The organism is Roseovarius sp. A46 (genome assembly GCF_004126395.1).
GTDB lineage: Bacteria > Pseudomonadota > Alphaproteobacteria > Rhodobacterales > Rhodobacteraceae > Roseovarius > Roseovarius nitratireducens.
Map to the genome: position 1 here is coordinate 1 of NZ_PVWS01000037.1, position 13302 is coordinate 13302.

At 67.4% G+C, this 13302-nt stretch carries 10 protein-coding genes; 2 read left to right on the top strand and 8 right to left on the bottom strand.

The window, feature by feature from the left end:
* Positions 1-242: 242 nt before the first annotated feature.
* From C6W92_RS15335 to C6W92_RS15350, 4 genes are all read right to left on the bottom strand, one after another.
* Entirely contained in the window at positions 243-674 is a 432-nt protein-coding gene (locus C6W92_RS15335) for a universal stress protein (protein WP_129434706.1), read from the bottom strand.
* On the bottom strand, positions 671-3295 hold the full coding sequence (locus C6W92_RS15340) for a TRAP transporter permease (RefSeq protein WP_129434708.1): 2625 nt from the start codon (positions 3293-3295) through the stop codon (positions 671-673). Before C6W92_RS15340 ends, C6W92_RS15335 begins: the two co-directional genes overlap by 4 nt.
* 121 nt (positions 3296-3416) lie before the next feature.
* Complete coding sequence (locus C6W92_RS15345; RefSeq protein WP_129434710.1) at positions 3417-4385, bottom strand: TAXI family TRAP transporter solute-binding subunit; 969 nt, start codon at positions 4383-4385, stop codon at positions 3417-3419.
* 40 nt (positions 4386-4425) lie between these two features.
* Complete coding sequence (locus C6W92_RS15350; protein WP_241691182.1) at positions 4426-5289, bottom strand: MurR/RpiR family transcriptional regulator; 864 nt, start codon at positions 5287-5289, stop codon at positions 4426-4428.
* A 103-nt stretch (positions 5290-5392) separates the two neighbouring features.
* On the opposite strand from C6W92_RS15350, the gene C6W92_RS15355 reads away from it, so the two are divergent.
* On the top strand, positions 5393-6715 hold the full coding sequence (locus C6W92_RS15355) for an aspartate aminotransferase family protein (RefSeq protein ID WP_129434712.1): 1323 nt from the start codon (positions 5393-5395) through the stop codon (positions 6713-6715).
* Complete coding sequence (locus C6W92_RS15360; protein WP_129434714.1) at positions 6712-7509, top strand: 3-keto-5-aminohexanoate cleavage protein; 798 nt, start codon at positions 6712-6714, stop codon at positions 7507-7509. Before C6W92_RS15355 ends, C6W92_RS15360 begins: the two co-directional genes overlap by 4 nt.
* A gap of 243 nt (positions 7510-7752) precedes the next feature.
* Here C6W92_RS15360 and cobD read toward each other — a convergent pair whose 3' ends face one another.
* The 4 genes from cobD to clpB all read right to left on the bottom strand — a co-directional run bounded on the left by cobD (position 7753) and on the right by clpB (position 13179).
* Positions 7753-8730 (bottom strand): threonine-phosphate decarboxylase CobD, encoded by a 978-nt coding sequence (gene cobD, locus C6W92_RS15365; protein ID WP_129434716.1) that lies wholly within the window; start codon positions 8728-8730, stop codon positions 7753-7755.
* 6 nt (positions 8731-8736) lie between these two features.
* Entirely contained in the window at positions 8737-9675 is a 939-nt protein-coding gene (gene cbiB / locus C6W92_RS15370; RefSeq protein ID WP_129434718.1) for an adenosylcobinamide-phosphate synthase CbiB, read from the bottom strand.
* Positions 9672-10490 carry a propanediol utilization protein gene (locus C6W92_RS15375; RefSeq protein ID WP_241691183.1) on the bottom strand — a complete coding sequence of 273 codons (819 nt, stop codon included), beginning with the start codon at positions 10488-10490 and terminating at the stop codon, positions 9672-9674. Before C6W92_RS15375 ends, cbiB begins: the two co-directional genes overlap by 4 nt.
* Before the next feature lie 70 nt (positions 10491-10560).
* Positions 10561-13179 carry an ATP-dependent chaperone ClpB gene (gene clpB, locus C6W92_RS15380; RefSeq protein WP_129434722.1) on the bottom strand — a complete coding sequence of 873 codons (2619 nt, stop codon included), beginning with the start codon at positions 13177-13179 and terminating at the stop codon, positions 10561-10563.
* Positions 13180-13302 lie beyond the last annotated feature (123 nt).

Below are 13302 nucleotides of genomic sequence, written 5' to 3' on the forward strand. Positions count from 1 at the left end.
AGCGCCGGGTGGTCGAACAACTCCTGCGGAGCAAACAAGGCGGGCTGGGTCGAAAAACTCTGTCTCATGACAAAACATACCCCACCAAACCATCTCAGGGAATCCCAAGAGTTTCGCTGTGGTCTCTGAAAAGATTCCGTACAAGAAAGTTTTAAACTTTCTTGATCTTACCTTGCCGTGACGGTTCAGCCCGACACTGACGTCCAACGACCGCTTCTGGCCAGAATGGACCGAACGCCCCCCTACCGCACCACCATCACCGAGCAATCGGCGTGGCGCACCACGCGCGCCGCGTTGGGGCCGAGCAGGAAGTCGCGGAAATCTGGTTTGTGCGCGCCGATCACAATCAGGGCGGCGCCATCCGCCCGCGCCACGCGCAGGATTTCCTCGTAGGCGTTGCCGGTCACCACGACGTGACGGACCTTTTCGTTGGCCTCGTGTCCGAGAACCTCTGCCACGAGGTCATGGAGCCGCTGCCGCGCATCTTCCTCGATACGTGGATGGTGATCCTTGTCGAAATAGGTGCCGACCACGCTCATCCCGTAGTCGGGGACCACGGTGATCACGTCGAGTTGCGCGTCGTCGAGGGCGGCAAGCCGCGCCGCCATGCGCAGCACGTTATCGTCGCGATGCGGGTTGCTGACATCGACGGCGCAGAGAACGGGACCGGTCATGCGGTGACTCCTTCCTTGGTGTTCGGCTCGCGCTCCATGCGGGCGCGCTGCAGCAGCGCGATCAGCCCCAGCAGAAGGAAGGCGGGGATGAACAGAAGTTCCTGCGGCCATTGATCTACCGGGGCCTTGGCGGTGGTGACGGTCACCGGTTCGTCGCCGTAGAAATCATAGCCCTGCATCGTCTCGGAGAAGGGCGTGCCGAACATCGGCTCTTCGAGCAGAACGCGGTCACCCTCGGGAATGAGGGTAAGGCCATACTCCTGCAACAGCGCCGCGCCGTCCTTGTCCTCGGTCACCGACAGCACGAGGGTCGTCTCCTTGGGCTCGCCGCTGATGAAATCGGGCCCGGAGACGACCACGCGGAGATCCTGCCCCGGCGTGGCGTTACCGAGCGCCTGTTCGAGATTGGCGGGCTCGATCATCTCGAAGGGGGGCTGGATGCGGTTCATGAAATAATCGGGCCGGAACAGGGCGAAGGCAACCAGAACCAGCGCCACGCTCTCGTAAATGCGGCTCTTGGTGAGAAACCAGCCCATCGTGCCGGCGGTAAAGACGAGGATCGCGATCGAGGCCACGATGAAGGTGATAATGCCTTGCGTCACCGTCACGTCGATCAGCAGGAGGTTGGTGTTGAAGATGAACACGAAGGGCAGCGCCACGGTGCGCAAGCTGTAGAAGAAGGCGGTGAAGCCGGTGCGGATCGCGTCGCCGCCCGAGACGGCGGCGGCGGCGAAGCTTGCCAGCCCCACCGGCGGCGTCACGTCGGCCATGATACCGAAATAGAACACGAAGAGGTGCACCGCGATCAGCGGCACGATCAGCCCCGATTGCGCGCCAAGCTCGACCACGACCCCTGCCATCAGCGACGACACCACGATGTAGTTGGCCGTGGTCGGCAGGCCCATCCCGAGGATCAGGCTGAGAAGCCCCACGAAGACCAGCATCAGCACGAGGTTGCCGCCCGAGACGAACTCGACCAGGTCGGCCATCACCTGCCCCACCCCGGTCAGCGTCACGGTGCCCACGATCACCCCCGCCGTGGCGGTGGCAAGACCGATGCCGATCATGTTGCGCGCCCCCGCGATCAGCCCGTCGAGCAGATCCTGAAGCCCGGCGCGCATGGCGTTGGCGGTATCGCTCTGGCCGCGGAAGATCGCCTTCAAGGGCCGCTGCGTGACGAGGATCACGAACAGAAGTGACGTCGCCCAGAACGCAGAGAGGCCGGGCGATTTCTGTTCGATCATCAGGAAGTAGACCAGCACCACGATGGGCAGCAGGAAGTAGAGCCCGGCCTTGTAGATCTCGCCCACCACGGGCAGGCGCACGTCTTCTGAATTGGGATCGTCCGGCTCCAGATCGGGCACGCCCGAGGCGAGCCACAGAAGGGCCAGATAGGCGAGGATCAGCAGACCCGACAGGATCAGGCCGGAATTGTCGGGCACCATCGCCACGATCCAGCCAACCGGGTATTGCACCCCGTAGCACAGCCCCGCGAAGCCCGCGAAAAAGACGAACATGCCGCCGATGGTGCGCCCGAGGCTGACCACGCGGTCGCCGAGGGTGGGCATGTTCTGCTTCACCGCCTCGAGATGGACGATGTAGACGAGCGCAATATAGCTGATGGCGGCGGGCAGGAAGGCGTGGGTGATCACCTCGACATAAGAAATGCCCACGTATTCCACCATGAGGAAGGCCGCCGCGCCCATCACCGGGGGCATGATCTGGCCATTGACCGAGCTTGCCACCTCGACCGCGCCCGCCTTTTCGGAGGTGAAGCCCACGCGTTTCATCAGCGGAATGGTGAAGGTGCCGGTAGTGACCACGTTGGCGATGGAAGAGCCGGAGATGAGGCCGGTGGCGGCAGAGCCGACCACGGCGGCTTTGGCCGGGCCGCCGCGCAGGTGGCCGAGCGCGCCGAAGGCCATCTTGATGAAGTAGTTGCCGGCGCCCGCCTTGTCCAAGAGCGCACCGAACAGGACGAAGAGAAAGACGAACTTGGCCGAGACGCCCAATGCGATGCCGAACACGCCCTCTGACGTGATCCACATGTGGCTCATCGCCTTTTGCAGGCTGGCGCCCTTCCAGCGGATGACCTCAGGTATCCAGTCGGAGGCCCCGAAGAAGACATAGCCGAGGAAAATCGTGGCGATGATCGCCATCGCCGGGCCGAGCGCGCGGCGCGCGCCCTCGAACAGGATGATGAGGCCGGCGAGCGCGGCCCACTTGTCGGTGTGGTCGGCCAGCCCGCCGTTATTGACGATCTTTTCGTAGAAGAAATAACCGTAGAGCGCGAAGAATGTCCCTGCGAGGCCCAGCACCCAGTCATAGATGGGCACGTAGCTGCGCGGGCTGGAATTCAGCATCGGGTAGGCCATGAACGCCAGGAAAATCGCGAAGGCGAGGTGGATCTGGCGCGAGTTGTTGATCAGGTCGCCGGGCAGGACGTAATTGGCCAGCGGCGAGGCCAGCAGCACCTGGTAGAGCGACCAGACCACAGCCACCACCGCGATGAGCATCGCCACCGCGCCCGTGGGGTTGCGCGCGCCGCCATCGCTGGAGGCGACCATTTCCTGGAGTTCGCCCTCGCTGAGCGGGCCCTTGCCCTGCCTGTCCTCGGCCATATGTCCCGTCTCCCTGACACGCCGCGATCGGGGCGCGGTCGTTGATTATCGCTTGATAGTGGAATGACACGAACGAAAAAGGCAAGGGCGGCGTGCCGCCCTTGCCGTGTGGGTGGAGTCGTTATTCGATCCAGCCCTGTTCCTTGTAATACTTGGCCGCGCCCGCGTGCAGCGGAGCGGAAAGACCGGCGGTCGCCATTTCCTGCGGGTCGAGATTGGCGAAGGCGGGGTGCAGGCCGCGGAAATCGTCGAAGTTCTCGAACACCGATTTCACGACCGTGTAGACCGCGTCCTCGCTGACCGCGTCGGAGCTGACGAAGGTGGCGCCGACGCCGAAGGTCTGCGTGTCGGCGTCATTGCCGCGATACATGCCGCCGGGGATGGTGGCGGTGCGGTAGTAGGGGTTGTCGTTGACGAGCCCGTCGACGGCGTCACCCGAGACCTCGACCAGCACGCTGTCACAGGCGGTGGTTGCCTCCTGGATCGAGCCCGACGGGTGGCCGACGGTGTAGACCATCGCGTCGATCTGGTTGTCGCAGAGCGCCGCGCTCTGCTCGGCGGCCTTGAGCTCGGTCGCGAGCGCGAAATCGTCGGTGGTCCAGCCCTTGGCGCTCATCAGCACTTCCATCGTGCCGCGCTGACCGGAGCCGGGGTTGCCGATATTGACGCGCTTGCCCTTGAGATCGTCGAAGGTGGTGATGCCGCTATCGGCGCGGGCCACCACGGTGAACGGCTCTGGGTGGACCGAGAACACCGCGCGCAGCCCCTCGAACGCGCCGTCTTCCTCGAAGCGCGAGGAGCCGTGATAGGCGTGATACTGCCAGTCGGACTGCGCCACGCCGAACTCAAGCTCACCCGCGCGGATGGTCTTGATGTTGTAGATCGAGCCGCCGGTGGATTCGACCGAGCAGCGGATGCCGTGATCCTTGCGGCCCTTGTTCACGAGGCGGCAGATCGCACCGCCCGTGGGATAGTAGACGCCGGTGACGCCGCCGGTGCCGATGGTGATGAATTCCTCGGCCTGTGCAGCCGGGGCCATCAGCGCGGCGAGCGCGGCCCCCGCAACGGTGAATTTGAACTTGGCAAACATCATTATCTCCCTTTGTTGCTGATGTTGTTAGGTTTTCGTATCAGCCGTCCCAGGTTTCGCCAAGGCGGCGGCTGCTCTCTTCGACCCGGGCGATGCGCGCGCGCGCCGCCGGGCCTGCGCGGCTCACCAGCATCCCGACCATTGCTTCGGCGAGGACGAGGGTGGCCACATAGGAGGAATAGAAATGCGGGCTGTCGGAGGGCACGACAAAGCCCGCCGAGGCGTGGCGCAGGGCCGGGCAGGCGTGGCTGTCGGTGATGACCACGACATAGGCGCCCTGCGCCGCCGCGAGATGAGCGGCCTCGATCGAGCGGGTCGAGAACGGCGGCTTGGTGATGACGAGCAGCGCGTCGCGCGCGTCGAGCCCCGCGAGCGCGGCCCCGAGCGAGGCCCCCATCCGACCGCCGATGGTCCATTTGCCGGTGCAGAAATGCGCCATGTAGGCGAGATATTCGACGATTCCCGTGGAGCCCAGCGCGCCGAACACCAGCACGTTGCGCGCGCCGTGAAGCCGGTCCACCACCTGTTCAAGAAGCGCGCGGTCGATATCGCGCCGGAGCGATTCGAGATTGCTCTGGCAGGCGCTGACATGCGCCTCGAAGAAGCCGGTCTCACCCGCCTCGTGCGCGGCCTGCAATCGCTCGGCGCGCTCGGCAAAGCTGTTGACGCGCGCGCCGATCTTTTCGCGCATCGCCTCGCGCAGGTCCTCGAAGCTCTGGTAGCCGATTGCGCGGGCGAAGCGCGAGAACGTCGCGGGGGCCAGCCCGCTGTCACTGGCGACGGTGCGCAGGGACCGCGTTGCGGTATCGACGGGATGGGCCGCCACGTATTCGCCCGCCTGCCGCAGCTTGTCGCTGAGGCCGTCGAAGTTTCGCGACAGTCGCTGTTCGAACGAGGCGTTCAAACGGTCCCTCCCTGAATTTTAGATAATTCGTTCCATCTGTTTCACCTCTTGTCAATATGTGATTCATTTGTTTCATTCGTGCGAACCAGCAAGGACTCGCGCCATGACCCACGTCTTTCCCCGCCATACCAAGGCCCGCCCGCCCCGCGCCGCACGCGGCGATGGCGCCTATATCATCGACGAATCGGGGAAGAGATACCTCGACGGATCGGGCGGCGCGGCGGTCTCGTGCCTCGGGCATTCCGACCCGGAAGTGACACAGGCGATCAAGGATCAGGTGGACCGAATCGCCTTTGCCCACACCGGGTTTTTCACGTCCGAGCCGGCCGAGCGGCTGGCTGACCGCTTGATTGCCCACGCGCCGGAGGGGATCGAGCGGGTCTATTTCGTCTCGGGCGGGTCCGAGGCGGTGGAGGCGGCGCTGAAACTCGCGCGGCAGTATTTCCTGGAGAAGGGCGAGCCATCGCGCACCCGGTTCATCGCGCGCAGGCAGAGCTATCACGGCAACACGCTGGGTGCGCTGGGCACCGGCGGCAACATGTGGCGGCGCGAGCCATTCGCGCCGCTGATGGTCGAAACCTCGCATATCGCGCCCTGCTATGAATACCGCGGGCGCGAGGATGGCGAGACGCCCGAGGACTATGGATTGCGCGTAGCCGATGAGCTTGAGGCGGAACTGCGCCGCGTCGGGCCGGAGAACGTGATCGGCTTCGTCGCCGAACCGGTGGTGGGGGCGACGCTGGGCGCGGTGCCATCCGTGCCGGGATATTTCCGGCGTATCCGCGAGATCTGCGACCGGCACGGCATCCTGCTGATACTCGACGAGGTGATGTGCGGGATGGGGCGGACCGGCACGCTGTTTGCCTGCGAGCAGGACGACGTGCGCCCCGATATCGTGACCATCGCCAAGGGGCTGGGCGCGGGCTATCAGCCGATCGGCGCGATGCTGTGTTCGGGCGAGATATACGCCGCCATCGAGGGCGGATCGGGGTTTTTCCAGCATGGTCACACCTATATCGGCCATCCCGTCGCCTGTGCCGCCGCCGATGTCGTGGTCGGCAAGCTGATGACGGGCGGGATGACCGACCGCGCGGCGCGGATGGGCGAGGTGCTGGGCGCGGCGCTGCGCGAGCGGTTCGGGCAGCATCCGCATATTGGCGACATTCGCGGGCGCGGCATGTTTCGCGGGCTGGAACTGGTCGAGGACCGGGAGAGCAAGGCCCCGTTCGATCCCGCGCGCGGGATCAACAAGCGGATCAAGGCGGCGGCGTTCGAGGCGGGGCTGATCTGTTACCCGATGGGCGGCACGATTGATGGGCGGCGGGGCGATCACGTGCTGCTCGCGCCGCCCTTTATCCTGACCGAGGATCAGGTGGGCGAGCTGACCGACAAGCTTGCCACCGCGCTCGAGGTGGCGCTGGCGTGAGGGCGCTGCCCCGGTTGATGGTCGCGCCCACCGGGGCGCGGCGCGGCAAGGCGGATCACCCGGCCCTGCCCGTTACCCTGCCCGAGATCGTGGAAACCGCGCGCGCGTGCCACGAGGCGGGGGCGGACGGGCTACACCTGCACCTGCGCGACGCCGAGGGGCAGCATCTGCTGGACGCCGGGGCCTATCGCGAGGCGCTGGTGGAGTTGCGCGACGCGGTGCCCGAGATGGCGGTGCAGGTCACGACCGAGGCGGCAGGCGCCTATGCGCCGCCCCATCAGCGGGCGGTGGCGCTGGCGGCGGGGGCCCATCTGGTTTCGGTCGCGTTGCGCGAGATGGCGGCGGAAGAGGCGGAGGCGCCGGGGTTTTATGCCGCCTGCGCCGAGCGGGGCATCGCGGTGCAGCATATCCTTTATGACGCGGGGGATTTCGACCTGCTGACGCGGCTGGTGCCGGAGGGGTTGCGTGATATCGCAGAATTGCAACTGATCTTCGTGCTGGGGCGCTACAGCGCCGGGCAGGAGAGCGATGCGCGCGACCTGGGCCCGTTCCTTGACCGGCTGGCGGCGCGAGAGAGGCCCGCCGATTGGGCCGCCTGCGCCTTTGGCCGGGCCGAGACCGCGTGCCTGCGCGCCGCGCACGCGGCGGGGGGAAAGATGCGCGTGGGGTTCGAGAACAGCCTGTGGCACGAAGATGGCCGAGTGGCGCGCGACAATGCCGAGCGGGTGCGGGCGGTGGTCGGGGCCTGCGGGCTGGACCTGAATTCGTGCATTAGACCGGCTCGGGGCAGTTAGCATACGGGCTGATGCGGTCGTTCGCATTAGCCGCGCATCGACGGGCCGCGGCGCGGCGATCCCACGGCGGTTCTGCCGCGCTTTATGGCAGCCAAATCCGAAAAAGGCCCGAGCGGGGCGCAGATTGCAGCCATATCGCCGTGCCGGGGGGCGGCCCGGCGATGCGCGGCGGCGCGTGAACGCGCCTCGATTCCGCGCATTGGCACCAAGATATGAACGACCGCTCATGTCCAATCGCGGCCCTCACAGGGCGGTGGCGAGGCGCTGCCACTCGGCTGCTGTCCCGGTGAGGCCGAGGCGCAGCCAGTACCGCGAATAGGGGAAGATGCGCGACCAGATGCGATGGCGCGCGAGATGCTCTTGCGCCGCCGCCGCATCGGGGGTGGCGTAGGTGCGAAAGAGCGGCGTGCCGCCAACGAGCGACCAGCCCGCACGCGCGGCGAGCGCATCAAGCCGCGCGGCATCGCGGGTGAGGCGGGCGGCGGTTTCGGCGTGCCACGCGGTGTCGCGGAGGGCCTGCGCCCCCACCGCGATCGCCGGGCCGGAAACGGGCCAGGGCCCCACCATACCGGCGAGGGTATGGGCAATTTCAGGGGACGAGAGGGCAAAGCCGAGACGCAAACCGGCAAGCCCGTAGAACTTGCCGAATGACCGCAGGACGAGGATATTCGCGGGTCCGTCGTGCAGGCGCGGGGCAAGCGAGAGGCGCGGTTCGGAATCGACGAAGCTCTCGTCCACGACCAGGAGCCCGACCCGGTCGGCAAGCGCCATCAGGCGGTCGGGATCGTGGCGGGCGCCGTCGGGGTTGTTGGGGTTCACCACCACGGCGCAATCGGCCCCGGCGAGGGCGTCAAGGCTCAACGCCTCGTCCACCGCCCAGCCCCCGGCGCGCAGGGCGGCGGCGTGCTCGTTATAGGTGGGCACGAGCACCCGGGCGCGGCCCGGCGCGACGAGTTGCGGCACCGCCTGTATCGCCGCCTGCGCGCCGGCCAGCGGGGTGATGTGGGCGCGGGTGCCGTAGGCCTCTGCCGCCGCCGCGCGCAGGTGGGCCATGTCGGCACGGGTGGGCAGCCCGGCGAAGGCGCGTGGCGGAAGCGCGGACAGCGGGTAGGGCACCGGGTTGATGCCCGTCGACAGGTCGAGCCAATCGGCAGCGTCGCCGCCGAAGCGGCGCTGCGCGGCGTCGAGATCGCCGCCGTGATCGCGGGGGGCGTTGTCCATGCCGTCTTAGACCAGCCAGAGGGCCAGAAGCGCAAGCGCGAGAAGCGTCATCGCGCGGGCATAGAGCGTCAGCGCGCGGTGCATCCGCGCCGCCCCGGGATCGGGCGCGCCGGGGTTGAGCCACGGCTCTTCACTGACATGCGTGTCGTAGCGACGCGGCCCCGAGAGCCGCACGCCCAGCGCCCCCGCCATCGCCGCCTCGGGCCAGCCCGCGTTGGGCGAGCGGTGGTTGCGGGCATCGCGCAGCATCACCCGAAGGGCGCGGGCGGCGTGGCGCGGCGCGGCCAGCGCGAAAAGCAGCCCGGTCAGCCGTGCGGGGATGAAATTGGCAACGTCATCGAGGCGGGCGGCCAGCTTGCCAAAGGCATCAAAGCGGTCGTTGCGGTGGCCAATCATCGAATCAAGCGTGTTGATGGCCTTGTAGGCGGCGATGCCGGGCAGGCCCGCCACCGCGCCCCAGAAAACCGGGGCCACGATCCCGTCGCCGGTATTCTCGGCAAGGCTCTCTATCCCGGCGCGGGCCACGCCCGCCGCGTCGAGCATGGCCGGGTCGCGGCCCACGATCATCGCCACCGCCGCGCGCGCGCCGGGCAGGTCGCCCGCCGCCAGCGGCGCGGCGACGGCGGCGACGTGATCGTGCATCGACCGAAGCGCGATCAGCGGCCAGGCCAGCACGCCGCCCAGAACGATGCCCAGAGGTCCGGCGGGCAGCATCCACTGCACCGCCAGCGCGGGGAGCGCGGCGAGCGCCACCACGGCCAGCGCGGTGATCGCCCCGGCGATCAGCCGCCGGTCGCGTGCCCCGGTATTCCAGCGCGCCTCGAGCGCCGCGACCGCCGCGCCGAGCCACGTCACCGGATGCCCAATCCGGGCATGGAGCCAACCGGGCCAGCCAAATGCAAGGTCGAGCGCCAGCCCTACCAGCATCATTCCGGCAAAGCTCATTCCGCACCGCCGGTTGCAAACCCGAATACACCCGATAGCCCCGCGTCGCGCAGGGCCGCCGTGGCCCCGTCCGGCACCTTACCCGGAGCGAAGATCAGCGCCCGCGCGGTGCCGGTATGCGCCCGCGCATGGCCCAGCGCGCCCAGGTCGCGCGCCAGCGCGTCGATCGGATCGTCGGGGCCGCGCAGGGCGGTGCAGCGCCGCGCGGATTCGGTGGCGATACCGGCCACGGCCGCGAGATCATCGCGCGCCACTGCCCCGCGCCAGAACGATACGAGGTCCGAGATATCGGGGAAGTCATGATCTTCGGGGTCGGTGCGTTGGGGCGTGCCCAGATAGCCGCCCACGATCTCGCAGCGGGGCGGCGGGGCGAGGTCCTCGAGGTTGCGCGCCTCGCGGGAGGCCCAGAGCAGCCGGTCCGGGGCGGGATGCATCAGCGGATCGGTCGCGCCCTCAACGTCGAGGCAGGCGCGGGCCAGCGCCTGCGGATCGCCCTCCCATCCCATCGCCCGTGCGCTCGCCACGAGGCAGGCGGTCGAGGCCCCTGCCCCCGCGCCCATCGGCATGTCGGGGTCGAGCCCCGGCCAAGCCACTGGGCCGAGGCCCAGCGCCCGTGCGAAACCGGCCACGGCGCGGGGTGAGAACAGACGATCGAGGCCCGGCCCCTGCCCCGGTGCCGCCACCGCCAGCGCCGGGCAGGCGAGCGTCACCAGCGCGACCGGCCCATCGGGGCCGAGCCGCCCCTGTATCCATTCACCGAAATGGCCCGGCACGCGCGTAGCGGGCCGGGCCATCGGGGTCGTTGTGTCAGCCATCTTTGCCGCTCCCGTCATCCTCTCGTGTTGTCACGCGAGGATGACGAAAAGTCGAGGCCGAAACGCGGGCCTAGTGCACCACGGCGTCGGCGGGCGGCTCCTGTGTCGCGGTGCCCACGCGCTCGCCGATGATGAGCCCGTCGGGCCCTGCCGTCACCGGCACGGTGCTGCCGTCGAGTATCTCGCCCGACAGAAGCGCCTCGGCTAGGGGATCCTGCAGCGCCTTCTGGATCACGCGCTTCAACGGGCGCGCGCCATAGACCGGGTCATAGCCCTCGTCGGCTAGCCACTGCCGCGCGCTGTCGTCCAGCTCGAGCCGGATCTTGCGGGTGGCCAGCCGCTTGAGCAAGCGGCGCATCTGGATGTCCACGATGCTGGTCATCTGCTCGCGTGTGATCCGATCGAAGACCACAATCTCGTCCAGCCGGTTGAGGAACTCGGGCCGGAAATGCGAGCGCACCGCCTCCATCACGTCGCGCTTGGCGGCCTCGGCATCGGACCCCTCTGGCAACTGGCTGAGCGCCTGGCTGCCAAGGTTGGACGTGAGCACGATGGTCGTCTGCTTGAAGTCCACCGTCCGGCCATGCCCGTCGGTCAGCACGCCATCGTCAAGCACCTGCAACAGCACGTTGAACACCTCCGGGTGCGCCTTTTCGACCTCGTCGAACAGCACCACCTGGTAGGGGCGGCGACGGACGGCCTCGGTCAGCACGCCGCCTTCCTCGTAGCCCACGTAGCCCGGCGGCGCGCCGATCAGGCGGGCGACGGAGTGTTTCTCCATGAACTCGGACATGTCGATGCGGACCATCGCCGAATCGTCGTCGAAGAGGAACTCTGCCACGGCCTTGGTCAGCTCGGTCTTGCCCACGCCGGTGGGGCCAAGGAACAGGAAGCTGCCCAGCGGCCGGTTCTCGTCGTTGAGGCCCGCGCGGGCGCGGCGCACGGCGTTGGCCACGGCCTTGACGGCGGTGTCCTGCCCGATCACGCGGCGGTGGAGGTTCTCCTCCATGCCCAGCAGCTTCTCGCGCTCGCCCTCGAGCATCTTGGCGGTCGGGATGCCGGTCCAGCGTTCGACGACCTGCGCGATCTGTTCGGGGCGCACGGCCTCTTCGACCATGATATCGTCATCGCCTTGTTGCTCGGCCTCGACCAGTCGCTTTTCAAGCTGCGGGATCACGCCGTAGCTGAGCTCGCCCGCCTTGGCGAGATTGCCCTCGCGCTTGGCGATGTCGAGTTCGGCGCGGGCGCGGTCAAGTTGCTCCTTGAGGTCGCGGGCGGAGGCCAGCTTGTCACGCTCGGCCTGCCATTGCGCGGTCATCTCGGAGGATTTCTCCTGCAACTCGGCCAGTTCGCGTTCCAGCTTGGCGAGCCGGTCCCTGGAGGCGGCATCGTCTTCCTTGCGCAGGGCCTCGCATTCGATCTGCTTTTGCAGGATATCGCGGTCGAGCGCGTCAAGCTCCTCGGGTTTGCTGTCCACTTCCATGCGCAGGCGGCTTGCTGCCTCGTCCATCAGGTCGATGGCCTTGTCGGGCAGGAAGCGGTCGGTGATGTAGCGGTGCGAGAGGGTCGCCGCCGCAACAAGCGCCGAGTCGGAGATGCGCACGCCGTGGTGCAGCTCGTATTTCTCCTTGATGCCGCGCAGGATCGATATGGTGTCCTCGACCGTCGGCTCCTCGACGGTGAGCGGCTGGAACCGGCGGGCAAGGGCTGCGTCCTTTTCCACGTGCTTGCGGTATTCATCGAGCGTGGTGGCGCCGATACAGTGCAATTCGCCGCGCGCCAGCGCAGGCTTGATGAGGTTGGCGGCGTCCATCGCGCCATCGGTCTTGCCCGCGCCCACCAGCGTGTGCATCTCGTCGATGAAGAGGATGATTTCACCGGCGGCCTGCGTCACCTCGTTGAGCACGCCCTTGAGCCGCTCCTCGAAATCACCGCGATATTTCGCGCCGGCGATCAGCGCGCCCATGTCGAGCGCGAGCAGGCGCTTGTTGCGCAAGGATTCGGGCACGTCGCCATTGATGATGCGCAGAGCGAGACCCTCTGCGATAGCGGTCTTGCCGACGCCCGGCTCACCGATCAGGACGGGGTTGTTCTTGGTGCGGCGGCTCAGGATTTGCATGGCGCGGCGGATCTCGTCGTCGCGGCCGATGATCGGGTCGATCTTGCCCTCGCGGGCCCGCTTGGTGAGATCCTGTGCGTATTTCTCCAGCGCCTCGTAGGTGTCCTCGGCGCTTGCCGTGTCGGCGGTGCGGCCCTTGCGCAGGTCGTTGATCGCCTCGTTGATCTGCTGCGCGCTCACGCCACCGGCGTCGAGCGCCTGCTTGGCGGGGCTCTTCACAACAGCCAGGGCGGTGAGCATCCGCTCCACCGGCACGAAACTGTCGCCAGCCTTCTGCGCGAGCTTCTCGGCCTCGGCCAGCACCTTGCCGGTCTGCTGGTCCATGTAGGTCTGCCCGGCGTCGCCAGAGACCTGCGGGATCTTCGCCAGTGCGAGGTCGTTGGCCTGCGTCACCCGCGCGGCATCGCCGCCCGCGCGCTTGATGAGATTGGCGGCAAGGCCCTCGGGGTCGTCCAGAAGCGCCTTGAGCAGGTGTTCGGGGGCGAGTTTCTGATGGCTTTCGCGCATCGCGATCGTCTGCGCAGCCTGGATGAAACCGCGCGACCGCTCGGTGAACTTGTTGAAGTCCATGAGTCTTTTCTCCTTTCGCAAGCGTTCCCTCGTGGCGCACCCTCAAGCGGCATGCACCAGCCGGAACCTCGGTTAGTGAGATGGGGAAGCCGGGAGGGTGGTTCAAGACAGGACGGGTGGAAA

Bases quoted from the DNA above. Each gene is read 5' to 3' on its own strand.
- C6W92_RS15335 (WP_129434706.1), bottom strand. From the start codon at position 674: ATGACCGGTCCCGTTCTCTGCGCCGTCGATGTCAGCAACCCGCATCGC.
- C6W92_RS15340 (WP_129434708.1), bottom strand. From the start codon at position 3,295: ATGGCCGAGGACAGGCAGGGCAAGGGCCCGCTCAGCGAGGGCGAACTC.
- C6W92_RS15345 (WP_129434710.1), bottom strand. From the start codon at position 4,385: ATGTTTGCCAAGTTCAAATTCACCGTTGCGGGGGCCGCGCTCGCCGCG.
- C6W92_RS15355 (WP_129434712.1), top strand. From the start codon at position 5,393: ATGACCCACGTCTTTCCCCGCCATACCAAGGCCCGCCCGCCCCGCGCC.
- cobD (WP_129434716.1), bottom strand. From the start codon at position 8,730: ATGGACAACGCCCCCCGCGATCACGGCGGCGATCTCGACGCCGCGCAG.
- cbiB (WP_129434718.1), bottom strand. From the start codon at position 9,675: ATGAGCTTTGCCGGAATGATGCTGGTAGGGCTGGCGCTCGACCTTGCA.
- C6W92_RS15375 (WP_241691183.1), bottom strand. From the start codon at position 10,490: ATGGCTGACACAACGACCCCGATGGCCCGGCCCGCTACGCGCGTGCCG.
- clpB (WP_129434722.1), bottom strand. From the start codon at position 13,179: ATGGACTTCAACAAGTTCACCGAGCGGTCGCGCGGTTTCATCCAGGCT.